Annotated in this window: 11 protein-coding genes; 10 read left to right on the top strand and 1 reads right to left on the bottom strand. The window is 60.6% G+C overall.

Annotated elements, in window-relative coordinates; translation table 11 throughout:
• Positions 1 to 65: 65 nt before the first annotated feature.
• Complete coding sequence (locus GDA65_02955; protein ID MBA5861657.1) at positions 66 to 2,405, bottom strand: hypothetical protein; 2,340 nt, start codon at positions 2,403 to 2,405, stop codon at positions 66 to 68.
• A gap of 209 nt (positions 2,406 to 2,614) precedes the next feature.
• Between GDA65_02955 and pyk the strand changes: the two genes are divergently transcribed.
• The 10 genes from pyk (at position 2,615) to GDA65_02905 (ending at position 14,895) form a co-directional block, all read left to right on the top strand.
• Positions 2,615 to 4,066: a pyruvate kinase gene (gene pyk / locus GDA65_02950; GenBank protein MBA5861656.1), complete on the top strand. Its 1,452-nt coding sequence runs from the start codon at positions 2,615 to 2,617 to the stop codon at positions 4,064 to 4,066.
• 273 nt (positions 4,067 to 4,339) lie between these two features.
• The gene (locus GDA65_02945; GenBank protein ID MBA5861655.1) at positions 4,340 to 5,278 is read left to right on the top strand and encodes an HAD-IA family hydrolase; all 939 of its coding nucleotides are present in this window, start codon (positions 4,340 to 4,342) and stop codon (positions 5,276 to 5,278) included.
• The gene (locus GDA65_02940; protein ID MBA5861654.1) at positions 5,275 to 6,846 is read left to right on the top strand and encodes an insulinase family protein; all 1,572 of its coding nucleotides are present in this window, start codon (positions 5,275 to 5,277) and stop codon (positions 6,844 to 6,846) included. The genes GDA65_02945 and GDA65_02940 overlap by 4 nt, the downstream gene beginning before the upstream one ends.
• Positions 6,843 to 8,330: an insulinase family protein gene (locus tag GDA65_02935; protein MBA5861653.1), complete on the top strand. Its 1,488-nt coding sequence runs from the start codon at positions 6,843 to 6,845 to the stop codon at positions 8,328 to 8,330. Before GDA65_02940 ends, GDA65_02935 begins: the two co-directional genes overlap by 4 nt.
• Before the next feature lie 184 nt (positions 8,331 to 8,514).
• A complete protein-coding gene (locus tag GDA65_02930; protein MBA5861652.1) occupies positions 8,515 to 9,351 on the top strand; it encodes an MBL fold metallo-hydrolase in 837 nt (278 codons plus the stop codon).
• Positions 9,352 to 9,366: 15 nt separating this feature from the next.
• Positions 9,367 to 10,323, top strand: a complete 957-nt coding sequence (locus GDA65_02925) for a site-2 protease family protein (protein MBA5861651.1) — start codon at positions 9,367 to 9,369, stop codon at positions 10,321 to 10,323.
• 81 nt (positions 10,324 to 10,404) lie between these two features.
• Positions 10,405 to 11,049 carry a zinc ribbon domain-containing protein gene (locus tag GDA65_02920; GenBank protein ID MBA5861650.1) on the top strand — a complete coding sequence of 215 codons (645 nt, stop codon included), beginning with the start codon at positions 10,405 to 10,407 and terminating at the stop codon, positions 11,047 to 11,049.
• A gap of 62 nt (positions 11,050 to 11,111) precedes the next feature.
• Complete coding sequence (locus GDA65_02915) at positions 11,112 to 11,594, top strand: DUF1566 domain-containing protein (protein MBA5861649.1); 483 nt, start codon at positions 11,112 to 11,114, stop codon at positions 11,592 to 11,594.
• Between the two features lie 252 nt (positions 11,595 to 11,846).
• On the top strand, positions 11,847 to 13,874 hold the full coding sequence (gene hyfB / locus GDA65_02910; GenBank protein MBA5861648.1) for a hydrogenase 4 subunit B: 2,028 nt from the start codon (positions 11,847 to 11,849) through the stop codon (positions 13,872 to 13,874).
• A gap of 64 nt (positions 13,875 to 13,938) precedes the next feature.
• Entirely contained in the window at positions 13,939 to 14,895 is a 957-nt protein-coding gene (locus tag GDA65_02905; protein MBA5861647.1) for a formate hydrogenlyase, read from the top strand.
• Position 14,896: the final 1 nt, after the last annotated feature.

The following is a 14,896-nucleotide window of genomic DNA, read 5'->3' as shown; positions in this document are numbered from 1 at the left end:
CCTAACACGTCACATAGGAGCGGTCAACGTGGCCGACCTCCGGCCGGGCCGGCATGCCGTTGAGGTCACACACGTTCGTGTTGCAGCTCCGCGACGTGCATGCGGGTAAATAACTCCCAGTCAAATGGCTTGGGCGACACGGCATGCAGCGGAATCGTTTCGATCCGGTTCGAGTCATGATAGGCCACCATGCAGCCGACGATGGTGTCCGGTTGTTCGACGAGACGGCGAACCGTTTCGTAGGCGAGATGTTGCGCGATCATCTTATCTTCCGGGGTGGGGGGAGCGCCTCTGAGCGTATGGCCGAGAATCGTGGCCTTCGTGGCCGAGGCCAGCGAGTACTGGCCGGTCGATTCTCGACGGGGCGGCCATGTGGCAATGGTCTGCGCGACATAATCGACCAGCCCGTGAACACCGCCTTCCCGGTGATGCCGGTGAGGGGTCCGCTCCGCGACGACAAAGATATGGCTCTTATTCGGCACGCCTAATGTGCGTTGTAATGTCCCAAGGACAATGTCATCGATATAGGCATCAGGATCAGGATGCTCGTTGACCAGGATCCCTTCCGCCCTGGCTTGGTAGGCGCAGGCCAGGGCCAGGTGGCCGGAGCCGGCGCCCATGACTTCGACGAAAAAGATGCTGCCCATGGCGGCGCTGGTTGCTTTCAGTGATTCGATGGACTGATTGGCGAGAGCGATCGCTGAGTGAAATCCCAGCGACGTGGTGCCGGCGATGTTGTTATCGATGGTGCCAGGAATGCCGACCACTTGCACGCCGTAGGTTTCGTGGATCGCCCGCGCGCCACGCAGGCTGCCGTCTCCTCCTAGGACGACAAGCGCCGAGTCTTCGAGATAGGGAGCGAGGGAGCGCATCGCAGCCCGTTGCACCTGCTCGTCTTTGAAATCCTCGAACCGGCTGCTCCCGATGGGGCTGCTCGCATGGCTGCTCATCCCGCGCGTATCTTCCTCGCTGACGGCATCGATCCAATTGTTGGCCAGGCCGAGAAATCCATGCCGGACAAAAAAGACATCCAGGCCGAAACGGTTACCGGTGACGCGCAACTCCTTCAAGGCCGCCCCGCCGCCGCCAAAATCTCCGCCTGACACCAAGGCAATCAGTCGTTTAATGCGTCCGGGCTTGAGTGTCACGCGCTGACTGCGCTCCCGTTCAACCGTGACCCAGGCTTCGCGCGCGACCCGGTCGCTTTCGATCAAGCCCACGGCGGTGGAATAGCCGGAGAGTTTGCCATTCTCCAGCGTGAGGAGCACGACGTTGTCCTGCCCTTCCTTGTATTCGCCGAATTCAGAAAAGGCTTCGCGGAAGGGACGCGGATCGAGGTAAATCCTGAGGGCGCGTAGCGTGGAGCTGTGGGTGTAAAGACAGAGGACTTCGCCGGGATGGGAACGGCCCAGCCGGTGGAGGCCGTCGATGACATCGACATAGAGGTCGAAAAATGAATGCCCCCCGGGATAGCTGTAGAACGGATGCTTGATCAGCCGTTTGGCGGTCTTCGCATCCACCCCGAACGCCTGCGCCGCCGCATCCAGCTCCGCTTGTTTCTCCATGCCGGTGACCCAGCCGAAGTCCTGCGATTCCAACGTGGGTTCAATGTGGGGATGCACCGCATCCGCCCGGTCGGGGAGCAAGGCCTTGGTGATGCGCCGGCAGAGTTGCTCCGTGTTCGGGCTGTGACTGATGAGGTGAAGGAAGGTGCGCGGATCGAGATAATTGCGCAATTGCAGATACCCCAATTGCTGGCCGACAACCCCGACCATGCGAGCCAATGCGGCGCCCACGGCCTCCGCCCTGGGCACGCCCCGTTCGGTATCCAGCACATTCGCCAGTCGCCGGCCGACACGATGGGTCTTGCTCTCGACCTCGGAGACGCCGTGCCGCATGGTGAGAAACAGCGTGCGGTCGCCGAGGTCGCGGGGAAGCAGCCAGAAACGATCATCCCCCAAATCCAGCACGATCCGGCCTTCGGCCAGCTGCGGGGTCAATTGCGTCCGTGGCACGATGGCCACCGGACGGCGGTGCGCAGGTTTTTGAGTGGCGCCGATCGGGGCCCGGTACAAGGGTGCGAGTTCCCCGCGGGCCAGCAGGAGGTTCCACGCAGCGAAGAACACCAATGGATCGTTTCCGCACGCGGTACTGATCAGCTCCTGCCGCGCCGCGCGATAGGCCTCGGCGCTCGGCAGGCCGGATTGCGTCTGTCGAATACACGTCCTGATCCGTTCTGTCGCCGCCTGCGCGAGCGGCAGCCGGTCGGAAGATGACGGGGGCGGAGGGGGTAGCTGGTACCTGCCGCTCGATGAACGTTGCGCGAGGGCTGTTCCGTAGGCCAGCAAGCCTTCCATCGTGACAAAGTCCAACTGTTCCGTTGACTGCTTGTCCGATGCGCTCATGCATGGCCTCGCGGTGTAGGGTTCGTCAAAAAAATTTCAGGCGTTCGGCATCGCTGTTCCGGTGAACGTATAGAGATGTTCTTTTGCGGCATGCGGGAGGGTTTGTTAGAATAACCCGATGCCGACCGAACGCCGGATAGTTTGAGCCTCGCCGTTGACGTACAAGATGGTGTGCCGGGCCGATCTTGTCAAGACTGAAGAACAGCAGCATGCGAAAAGCGAAAATCGTTTGCACCATCGGGCCTGCGAGCGATGGCGCGGGCGTGCTCGGGCAGCTCATCCAGAGCGGCATGAATGCGGCGCGGTTAAACTTTTCTCACGGCACCCACGCGTCCCACGGACAGGCGATCAAGGTCATTCGCGAGGCGGCCGACCGTCAGGGTGTGGCGGTTGCGATCATCCAGGACCTGCAGGGGCCGCGCATTCGCGTTGGAGAGATTGACGGAATATTGGAACTGCGTGCCGGGCAACGAGTGCGGTTGCGGACGGTGACCTTGCGATCCGGCGGGCAGATCGGCGCAAGGGCCGTGCTGCCTGCCGATCCGGCGCACGAGATTCCGGTGACGTACCAGGCCCTGACCAGGGACATTCGGCCAGGGGCCAAAATACTCATCGATGACGGCCTCGTCGAATTGACGGCTGATCGCATCATCGATGGGGCAGTAGAGTGTACTGTGGTGGCTGGCGGGCGTGTGACGTCTCATAAGGGCATGAATCTGCCGGGGACAGTCGTCAGTGCGCCTACGTTGACCGACAAGGACCGGGAGGACTTGCGATTCGGTGTTGCGCAGGGGGTGGATTATATCGCGCTGTCATTTGTGCGCGGCGCGGAAGATATCCTTGCCGCCAAACAGCTGATCGCCGAGTGCGGCGGGGACGTGCCGGTTATTGCCAAAATTGAGCGGCAGGAAGCGGTGACGGGGTTGGATGCCATCCTGCAGCATGCGGACGGCGTGATGGTCGCGCGTGGGGATTTGGGCGTGGAATTGGGGCCGGAAGCTGTGCCGGTGTTACAGAAGCGCATTATCGCCGCTGCGAATCGCCATCGTCGGTTGGTGATCACGGCCACACAAATGTTGGAATCGATGACGCAGCATGTGCGCCCGACCAGGGCGGAAGCGTCGGATGTGGCCAATGCCGTGTTCGATGGCACCGATGCCGTGATGTTATCCGCGGAAACGGCCATCGGGCAGTATCCGGTCGAAGTCGTGCAGGTGATGGACCGCATTGTCCGGGCGGCGGAAGTCGAAACGGGGCCGGGATTCGTCCGCAGGGCGTCGCCGGACAATCGGCGTCTCACGTTTGAAGAGGCGATTTGTTTGTCCGCATCCTCGGCCGCGACCGCAACCGGCGCGACGGCTATTGTGGCCTTCAGCGAGCGCGGAACAACGGCCCGGCTGGTCTCGAAACACCGTCCGGCTGCGGTGATCATCGGTTTGACACCGTTTGAGCCGATCCGTCGGCAGATGGCCCTCTATTGGGGCGTGCTGTCGCACACCATGGCGCAGATCCCGACGACCGACGAGCGGGTCAACGAGGCCGAGCGACGGCTGAAGACGGAAGGTCTCGTCACGGCAGGGCAACGCCTTGTCATTCTCTCCGGGACAAGAATCGGGCAGCCGGGCGGGACGAATCTCATGAAACTGCACGAGGTATGTTAGCGGGATGCTATCTCTGCGCGCGGCGATCATCGGAGTGTTGACGGGAGTCGTCTGGCTGTCAGCCTGGGCCACGCCAGGACAGGCGCAAAGCAACGCCGTGTCGCATTCACCGGCCAAAGTGGTGGAGAAATATTTTGCGCTCGATAACAAGGGCGTGCGGCTCGATGCGAGTGCTTTCGAATCGGTGGCCGGATATGTCGACTGGAAGGAAGAGCCGGCCTGGGGCAAGGTCATCGTCATCAACGGCTTCACGGTGCCGGATGATTTTCGCCAATGGGAGATTGTGAACCGGCTGGAGGTGGTGGTGCCGGTAGAGTTTCGCGTGCTGGGCGTCATGTACCTGGATACCGCCGGGTTTATGCCGGAGCCCGGTACAGAGCAGGCGCGTGTCCGGCTCAAGGTGATGAACGGGCGGTGGAAAATTGTGGAGCCGATCCTGCCGCCCCACGTCGGTCAGAAACGCATGTTGAATGTGGTCCGGCAGGCCATGCTGGAAGAAAAAGACGGAACGCGGCAGGCGTCGCTGGCGGCCTTGCAGGCAGAATTGCGAAAGGCAAAAGAATGACGAAACAATCTGAGATCGATTTGCTCATCTTCGACCTGGACGGCACGCTCATTGAATCGAAGTGGGATATCGCCGACAGTGTCAATTTGACGTTGCGCGATCTGGGTGTGCCGGAGCGGCCGCAGGAGGAAATTTTCGGGTTCGTCGGCGACGGTGTGAAGAAACTGTTACGGCTGGCCGTCGGGGAAGATAACCAGGATCTGTTCGACGAAGCGTTGCGCGTCTTTCGCGCGCACTATCTGCAACATTGCCTAGATCGCACCTCGTTTTATCCGGGAATTGACCAGATCTTGACGCATTTTTCCGCCAAGCCCAAAGCCGTGGCAACGAACAAAGCGATCGAATATACCAATGTCATTTTAAAAGGGCTCGGCCAGCACCACTTCGCCTATGTGGTCGGTGGCGACAACGGGTTCGGCCTGAAGCCGGAGCCGGGCATGCTGCTGCATGTGATGGAACAACTCGGCGTGAAGAAGGATCGCACGGTGCTCATCGGCGACAGCACCAATGACATCAACGGCGGGCACAATGCGGGCATTCGGGTCTGTGCGGTGGGATATGGCATGGGCAATCGTCAGAAGATGGCGGCCTGCCAACCGGATTGGTTTATTGAACGACCGGAGGAATTGATGGAGCTCTTCATATGATCAGCATCGAACGGGCGCGCACAATCGGTATGGTGGTCTTCACCGGCATGCTTACGGCGGCGGCGTCCGCGTATGCGGAATCCCCGAGCCTGGCCGACCGGGTCATCGAACACAAACTGGCGAACGGGATGACGGTATTGATGGTCGAACGGCATCAAGCGCCGATCGTCAGCATCAACATGACGTTCGGGGTCGGCGGCGTCAATGAACAGGTGGGGCTGACCGGCCTGGCGCATTTGTACGAACACATGGCGTTTAAAGGCACGCGGACCATAGGCACGCGGGATCCCCAGCGGGAACAGGCGGTGCTGGACGAGTTGACCATGGTGGGGGATGAGCTTGACCGCCGCGAGCGCGACGAAGCCGCCCGCGCGCAAATGGACGGGAAGCCGCCTGTGGTGTCGCAGGAGGTACAACAGCTGCAACGGCGGTTCAAAGAATTGCAGGAGAAAGCGGGCGAGTACGTCGTGGGCAACGAGATGGCGCTGTTGTATCAACGTCACGGCGGGGTCGGCCTCAATGCCTCGACCGGCAAAGACATCACACGATATGTGATCAGCCTTCCGGCCAACCGGTTGCCGCTGTGGGCGGCGTTGGAATCCGACCGGATGGCGCATCCTGTGTTGCGTGAATTCTATAAGGAGCGGGGCGTGGTCATGGAGGAGCGGCGGCTCCGGACCGACGACAGCCCGACCGGCCTGCTGTACGAGACCTTTACCTCCACGGCTTTCCAAGCGCATCAGTACGGGGTGCCCACGATCGGCTGGGGCTCGGACATCATGGCCCTCACGCCGGCGGCCACGGAAGCCTTCTTCAAAACCTATTACGGCCCGAACAACGCGACGGTCGCCATTGTTGGCGATATTCAGCCGAAGGAGGTGATTGCGTTGATCGAGCAGACCTTCGGCAAGATTCCGGCTGCGCCGCCCATTCCGGCGTTGGTGACCGAAGAGCCGCCGCAACGCGGGGAGCGTCGGGTCGAAATCGAATTTGATGCCGAACCGGCGCTGGCGATCGGCTATCACAAACCTACCATCGGTCATCCTGACGATTTCGTCTTCGATGTGATCGACGAAGTGCTGACCGAAGGGGTCACCTCGCGCTTGTACAGCACGCTGGTGCGGGATAAGCGGCTTGCGGCTTCCGTAATGTCGGATACGAACTACCCGGGCGTTCGTGCGCCGAATCTGTTCGTGATTGCGGCGACCCCGCTGGCGCCCCATACGACGGCGGAAGTGGAATCGGCGATTTATGAAGAACTCGAACGATTGAAGACGGAACCGATCTCGGCGAAGGAGTTCGAGCGGGTCCTCAACGGACTTGATGCGGATCTGGTGCGGTCGTTGCGCTCCAATAGCGGCCTGGCCTCGCAGTTGGCGTTTTATCAGACCGTGGCCGGCACCTGGCGGTATGTGGTGAATGCGCGCGCCCGGATCGCAGCCGTGACGCCCGCCGATGTGCAGCGGGTGGCCTCGCAGTATTTGACGAAGCTGAATCGGACGGTCGGGGTCCTGGTGAAGAAGGCGCCCGATAAAAAAATGGCGGCAGTTGGTGAGGTGGCTCGATGAGGCGCGTCATTCGTGAAGTGGAGAGAGGAATTTTGATGAGGAAACCGATGGGACGAATGTCGTGTGTGGCCATGGTGCTCATGCTCCTGTTGCAAGTGACGGTGGGATGGGCGGCGGACCTGGCGACGGAGAATCCGCGCACGATGCGGTTCCCGACGGTGGAGTTCAATCCGCCGGATGCGGAGCGGCTGGTGCTGGACAACGGCATGGTGGTGTACCTGCTCGAAGACCACGAGTTGCCGCTGGTGACGATCAATGCAACCCTCAGGACCGGCAGTTGGCTGGATCCGGCGGAGAAGGTCGGTCTCGCGGGGATGACCGGCGCAGCGATGCGCACCGGTGGATCGGCCACCATGTCGCCGGACGAGGTTGATGAAGAGTTGGAACAGTTGGCGGCCACCATCTCCATCGGTTTCAGCAAAGAGTCCGGGTCCGCCTCTCTCGATGTCCTGAAGAAGGACCTGAAGCGGGGGCTGCAGATCTTTGCCGACCTGTTGCGGCGGCCGGCATTTGAGCAGAGCCGGGTCGAGCTGGCGAAGTTGCAGGCGCTCGAGGGAATCCGGCGCCGGCAGGACAGTCCCGGCTCCATCGTGGGACGGGAATTCGCGAAGCTGCTCTATGGCCCGACCCATCCCAGCGCGCGGGAAACCTCGGTGCGTTCGATCGACTCGATCACCCGCGAAGATCTGGCGGCTTTTCATCAACAGACCGTTCATCCCAACGGCATCATTCTCGGCGTGACCGGCGATTTCGAAAAGGCCGGCATGGTGGCGCTGTTGCGCGAAGCCTTCGGGGATTGGGACAAAGGGGCTGTGCCTGCTGTCACGATTCCGGCTGTGGCGGAGTCCGACTTCAAGACCGGCCTGGTGCGATTCGTGAACAAGGAGACCTCGCAAACCCATTTGCGCGTGGGTCACTTGACGATCCGGGAAACCCATCCCGATTACGTGGCGGTGGCGATCGCCAACGACATCCTGGGCGGCAGTTCATTCCGTAGCCGGCTGTTTAACGACGTGCGCACGAAGCGCGGGCTGGCCTATTCCGTCGGCAGCGGCCTGCGGGCCAGTGTGTATGATGAAGGCGTCTGGCTGATGCGCGCGGAGACCAAGCTCTCGTCCACGCAGGAGGTGGTGAATCGCTTCGTGGCCAATATGGAGCGCATGCGCAGTGAGCCGGTGACGGATGCCGAGCTGGAGGAAGCGAAAGAAGCCTACGTGAATTCGTTTGTCTTCTCATTCACCAGCGCGTCGAGTATCGTGGCGCGCCTCATGGATCTCGAATATGACGGTCTGCCAAAAGATTGGCTGCAGCAGATCCGGGACAAGGTGGTGAAGCTGACCAAGGACGATATCCTACGGGCGGCAAAGACGCATTTTAATCCCGAACGGTTGCGGATTCTCGCCGTCGGAGCCGGCAACGCCTTGTCGAACGTGTTGGCGAGTTTTGGCGAGGTGAAGGAGATTACGCTGGCGCCGGAGAGTTGAGGAAGGAAGCCGGTAGGTCGGGGCGTCTTTTTGCTCGCACAACGCGCGGCCTCGGAAGGCCCTCGTTGGACGTGTGCAGTGAGAGCCGCCTCAACCTGCTTGCCAGATGAGAAGGTGTGAGGTGTACGGTCAATGCACGTTCTAGTGCGCCTACATTCTCCCGTTGTTTTCGAGAGAGAGATGCATGCCGCTTGAAGACGAACTGGGCGATATCATCAAGAAGGCCCGGACCGGGCAGCAGCGATCGGTAGCTGATGTGGCCCGCGCCGGTGCTCTTCCCGAGGCGGCCGTGAGCGGATTGGAGCGTGGCCAGCCTCCGCGAAGTCGCGAGCAGGTGCAAGCGGTGGCCCGTGCATTGGGGCTGAGGGCAGAGCAGCTGGCGCAAGTGGCGGAGGGATGGGTTCCGGAGGCGCTCCCATCGTCCATCAGGCATGTGGAGACGATCCTTGGCTCAGTCGGCAGTTACGAGGTCAAAGGCTACATCGTGCATGATCGCGGGGAAGCGGTGATCGTCGATACCGCGTACAACGCCGATGCCATGTTGGAGATGCTGGCCGCACGGAAGTTGCGCTTACGGGCGATTTGCCTGACGCACGGCCATTCCGACCATGCTGATGGGATTGACGTCATTTTGAGAGCCAGTCCGGTGCCGGTCTATCTCGGGTCTGACGATCTCGATCTCCTCAGCTGGCGTCCCTCGCAGGAGGCGCTGCACGAGCCCCGGCAGGATGGAACGCTGCAGGTGGGCGGGCTGAGGCTGCGGTTCATGCCGACTCCCGGCCACACTCCCGGCGGGGTCTGTTATCGTCTCGAAGAAGCAGGTGAACCTATCTGTTTTGTGGGCGACACCCTGTTTGCCGGCTCAATTGGCCGTTCGAATCCGGCCGGACTGTATCAGGCACATCTCGACTCCGTCCGTCAGCGCGTGCTGGCCCTGTCTCCGGACACGCGGCTTTTTCCGGGGCATGGACCGGCCACGACGGTTCGCGAAGAGCTCCTGCATAATCCGTTCGCGATGTAACGCCAGAGGCCTGTGATGAACCGCGACGAGTCGGATCAGAACCGCTCTTCTGGTGAACGGCTCTCTTCGCTTGAGGACAGCGAAGAGGACGAATGGGTTGAAGATGAGCGTCCGGGCTTCTCCGCGCTATTACTCCCGGGACTGCTGTTTCTTCTCACCGTGTTTACCGTGTTATGGGCTGGAGCCTACCAAACGAACACCAATCCCCTGGTTGGGCCTTGGAACTTTCTTGTCGACGACCCCGGCTCGTTATGGAAGGGTATTCCCTTTGCTGCGACGTTACTGGGCATTCTCGTCACCCATGAACTGGGTCACTATGTGTTGTCGCGCCTGCATGGGGTGCCGACCTCGCTGCCGTTGTTCGTGCCGGGGCTGCCGCATTTTGTGGGGACGTTCGGGGCGATTATCCGGATGCGCGCGCCGCTGACCGATCGCCGGGCATTGTTCGATATCGGGGTTGCCGGTCCGATTGCCGGATTTGTCGTTGCGGTGATTGCCCTCGTGATCGGGCTCCGGCTGTCGACGGTCGTGCCGGTTCAAGGCAATTACGGCATGCACCTGGGCGAACCATTGTTACTTCAATTCGCCTCGTGGGTTGTGATCGGCCCGCTGCCGCCAACTGCGGATGTGATTCTGCATCCGGTCGGATTTGCCGCGTGGTTCGGCCTCTTCATTACGTCGCTCAATCTGTTGCCGATCGGTCAACTCGATGGCGGGCATGTCGCCTATGCTCTCCTGGGAGAGCGACAGCGTAGTGTGGCGGTCGCCCTTGTCCCGATCCTCATGGTGTTCGGTTGGCTGGGGTGGAAAGGGTGGTTCTTGTGGGTCGGGCTTGCCGGCTTGATGGGCTTGGCCCATCCGCCGGTGCGGAATCCCGGTCGCGAATTGGGCGCCGCCCGCGGGCTGATCGGATGGATCGCCCTGCTTATTTTCGCCGTGACCTTCTCCTGGGAACCGTTCATTCTGCGCTGATCGATGCACTGTCCAACATGTGGATGGAAACAGGAGGATGGGAAGGCAGGTTGTGCCTGCTGCGGCATCATCTTTGCCAAGATGAAACGATCCTCGCCTCCAGATCCCCTGCTGCGCCAGACGGTGCCCGCATCGACTTGGGTACGGTTCGTTGAACAGTGGCTACTCATCACGGAAGAATCGGTCAATCCGTTCTCCTTCGCCGGGCGCGTGCTGGTGTTCCTGTTGCTGGTCTGGTGGGGTTGGCGGTTGAGCACCACGCCGCTCGAGACCAATTACACCGGCGAATCGTTCCTGCACTTGGTCAACCTGCCGTTTCACGAGGCCGGGCACCTGATCTTCATGCCCTTCGGGCGATTCATGACCATCCTCGGCGGCAGTCTCGGGCAGATCCTCATGCCGCTGGTCTGTCTGGGCACATTTCTCATCAAGACGCGTGATCCCTTCGGCGGGTCGGTGGCGCTCTGGTGGACGGCGGAAAATTTCATGGATGTCGCGCCCTATATCAACGATGCCCGCAAGATGGATCTGATTCTGCTTGGCGGGTTTACCGGCAAAGAAGTGGATGCGCATGATTGGAACAATCTCCTGACCATGCTGGGGTGGTTGCAGTACGATCATGGTTTGGCGAAGGTGGCGTATGGCATCGGTACCGTCCTGATGCTGGGATCGTTGTGCTGGGGCGCGGCGCTTCTACGGCGGCAATCCCGTCGGCTGGATTGGTAACGTCTTCCGATTCACCATCCCCATCCTTGAAAAGCCTTGAAACATCGGGCACACTGCCGGCCATGCCTACCGTGTGGACGCTCTGCCGGATGTCTGCTTGTCTGTTCCTTCTTTGGGCCGGTTTCCCGCCGGGTCACCTCCATGCCGAAGAGGGCGCCACGCGGTTCATCCTGCAGTTCGACGGCGAAGCGGTGAAAGACCAGAAATCCGGCTTAGTCTGGGAGCGTGAGCCGGATTACGTCTTCGATGTGTGGGATCGCTCCGTCGCGCGTTGCGCCACGAAAACCGTGGGTGGCCGGCAAGGGTGGCGTGCGCCGAGCATCGACGAAATCGCGACATTGGTCGATCTTGAGCAACAGGATCCTTCGCTACCGGCAGGCCATCCCTTTCGCAATATCAAGTCCGGCATCTACTGGACCGCCACACCCCATCCGAAAGACGAGATTGTCGCCTGGCAGCAGAGTTTCTTTTCCGGTCAGGCTGTGACCGATCAGAAATCCGGCATGCGGCGATTGTGGTGTGTGCTGGGAGACGCGCGCAAATAACGCCCTGCCGGCGAGTCCTACGTCCTTCCACAAACTGAAGCAGTTCTCAGCACCTATTCCTACAGACGGAATGCCTGCGAGCAGTGGCACGGTGTTCGACTGTCGCCCGTAAGTTGCGCAGAGCGCAAGAAGGTGATACATGAGTGAATAAGACGACGGGTTTCTTTCGTACTTTGACAAATGCAAGAGTTGACGTATCTCTTGAGTGAGTGGTGAGCATCGCGATGCTGCGCGTGAGGAGAGGGTAGTGTCGTGATGACCACCCTCCTGACCGTTCTGTTCGTCTGTTATCTTCTGGGGGCGCTGCTGCCCCTCTGCACAACGCGCCTCCATCTTCACAATCGTCTTGCCCATGGTTGTGCCGCTGCAGCGGGTGCCGTTGGGATCGTCCTCGGTGTAGCGGGGCTTCTCTCAACGGCGCCGTTGACCCTCTCGCTTGCTTCCAACATTCCGTATCTGACCTTTGCAGTCCGTCTGGATCCGCTAGCGGCGTTCTTCGTGCTGACCATTTCACTGGTTGGGCTGGCCGCATCGATGTATGCGCATGGCTACGTCGGTGAGTATGCCGGCCGTGTGTCGATTGGAGTCATAGGTTCCCTCCTCAACGGTTTTTTGCTCTCCATGACCCTGGTGGTCCTGGCCGACAACGGGTTCTTCTTCCTGATCCTCTGGGAAGTCATGTCCCTGCTATCGTATGCGCTCGTTGTGACGGAGCACGAGAAGCCCGGCGTCCGCGAGGCCGGGTTGTTCTATCTCATCATGACGCACGTCGGCACCGCGTTCATCATCCTCACGTTTTTGATCTTTTCCCAGGAAACCGGCTCCTTCTCCTTCGAGGCGTTTCGCCACCCCGACCAGCAGCTTCCTGAGGGATTGCGATCGATCGCGTTTTTCACGGCCTTGATCGGCTTCGGTGCGAAGGCCGGCATCGTTCCGTTGCATGTGTGGCTGCCCTACGCGCATCCCGCCGCCCCCTCCCACATCTCGGCCCTGATGTCGGGGGTCATGATCAAGACCGCCATCTACGGGTTGATCCGGGTGTACTTCGATTTCATGGGTGGGGAATTCCCCTGGTGGTGGGGCTTCACGGTGTTGGTCGCCGGTACGGTGTCGGCGCTCCTGGGTGTCATGTATGCCTTGATGGAACATGACCTGAAGAGCCTGCTGGCGTTTCACAGTGTGGAAAACATCGGCATCATCCTGCTGGGGATCGGCGCAGGGATGATCTTTCATACCTATGGCTTGCATGAACTGGCTGCGCTCGGATTACTGGCGGGTTTGTACCATACCCTCAACCATGCGGCGTTCAAGGCGCTGTTGTTTCTGGGCGCGGGAGCGCTGCAGTTTGCGACCCATACGAGACAGATCGAGGAGTACGGCGGCTTGCTTCGACGCATGCCCTGGACAGGCGCTTGTTTCCTGATCGGCGCCGTCTCCATTGCCGCGCTTCCGCCCAGCAACGGTTTCGTCAGCGAATGGCTGGTCTTTCAGAGTTTGTTTCTCAGCTTCCAGCTGCCGACCCTGTTTCTCAAGTTGATGTTGCCGATTGCCGCTGCGATGTTGGCTTTGACGGGCGCGCTGGCGCTGGCTTGTTTTGCAAAGGCGTTCGGGATCTCGTTTCTGGCGCAGCCGCGCAGCGCCCGTGCCCGCCAGGCAAAGGAAGTTCCCCGGTCGATGCGGGTCGGGATGGGCTTTTTGGCGGGGCTCTGCATAGTGCTGGGGCTGGCGCCCATGCTGGTCGTCCCATTGTTGGATCGGGTCACGGCTCCGTTGACCGGTGCGGCCATCAGTTCACAAGTGCTGGCGCTCGACGGCTGGGTGGTGGCGCCGGTGACGGTGGAGTTTTCAAGCATCTCGACGCCGGTGCTTGCCATGCTCCTGGCCGGGGCAGGGGCGTTGGGGCTGCTGATTGCCAGGCTCTACGGGAGGGAGCTTCGCGCCCGCTATTACAAGACCTGGGGCTGCGGGCTGAATCTGACGCCTCGCATGGAATACACCGCGACCGGCTTCGCGCAACCAATCAAGCAGGTCTTCGAAACCATCTACCAGCCGACGGTGAAGTTGGAGCAAGAGTTTCTGGAACAGTCGAAGTACTTCATTAAGCATCAACGGTTCGAGTCGCACATCGAGCCGGTCTTCGAGAAATACCTCTATCGGCCGGTGGTGGCATTCCTGCTGGCGACAGCCGACCGGCTGCGCATCATTCAGGCCGGCAGTCTTCATCTGTATCTCACCTACATTTTTGTGACGCTGGTGCTGTTGTTGTTATGGGCGGGGTAGGGCGAGGCAGCGGGTTGTGCGCATGGGTTGTGTGCGTTCATTCGATCACTGAGTAACGGAAGCTATGCAGTTGATCATCCACATCGTGCTGGTCGTCGTTCAGCTCTCGCTGTTGTTGGCCCTCTCTCCGTTTGTCGTCGGTCTGATCCGAAAGGTCAAGGCACGCCTGCAGTGCCGCCGCGGGGCGAGTCTTTTTCAGCCCTACGCCGATCTGGCCAAGCTGTTCCGGAAGCAGCCCGTCATCTCTTCGACGACCTCTTGGATTTTTACTGCGGCGCCGTACATTGTCTTTGCCTCGACCGTAGCGGCGGGGCTGTTGATGCCGGTATTCGTCTCGCACACGCCGCTCAATTTCGCCGGGAACATCATTGCGCTCGTCTATCTACTGGCCTTGGGGACGTTCTTCCTGATCCTGGCGGGGCTCGATGCGGGATCGGCGTTCGGAGGGATGGGCAGCAGCCGCGAGGCGATTGTCGCGACGCTGGCCGAACCGGCGATGATGCTGTCCATCCTGTCCATTGCGCTGACGGCCGGCTCCACGAATTTGAGCACCATCGTGCATCAGTCCGCGTTGATGGAAGGGGTCGTCGTGGCCCCGCCTGCGCATTTGATGGCGCTGGCCGCTCTGTTCATCGTGACGCTGGCGGAAACCGGTCGTGTCCCGGTGGACAATCCTGCCACGCACCTGGAACTGACGATGATCCACGAGGCCATGTTGCTCGAGTATTCCGGCCGCTACCTGGCGTTGATGGAATGGGCGGCCGGCATCAAGTTGCTGGTGTTCCTGACCTTGATCGTGAATGTTTTCGCCCCCTGGGGCATTGCCACGAGTCTGGCGCCGTCGGCCATCGCCGTGGGTCTCCTGGTGTATCTCGTGAAAGTCGCGGCGCTGGCCATTGTCATCGGCGTGATCGAATCGATGTTCGCGAAGCTGCGATTGTTCCGGGTGCCGGAAATGCTGGGGGCGGCGTTTATTCTGGCCCTGTTGGCACTGGTGTTCTTCTATACGTTGAAAGGGTAAG

The organism is Nitrospira sp. CR1.1 (assembly GCA_014055465.1).
Classification (GTDB): domain Bacteria; phylum Nitrospirota; class Nitrospiria; order Nitrospirales; family Nitrospiraceae; genus Nitrospira_A.
This window is presented reverse-complemented; position numbering and strand designations above follow the sequence as displayed.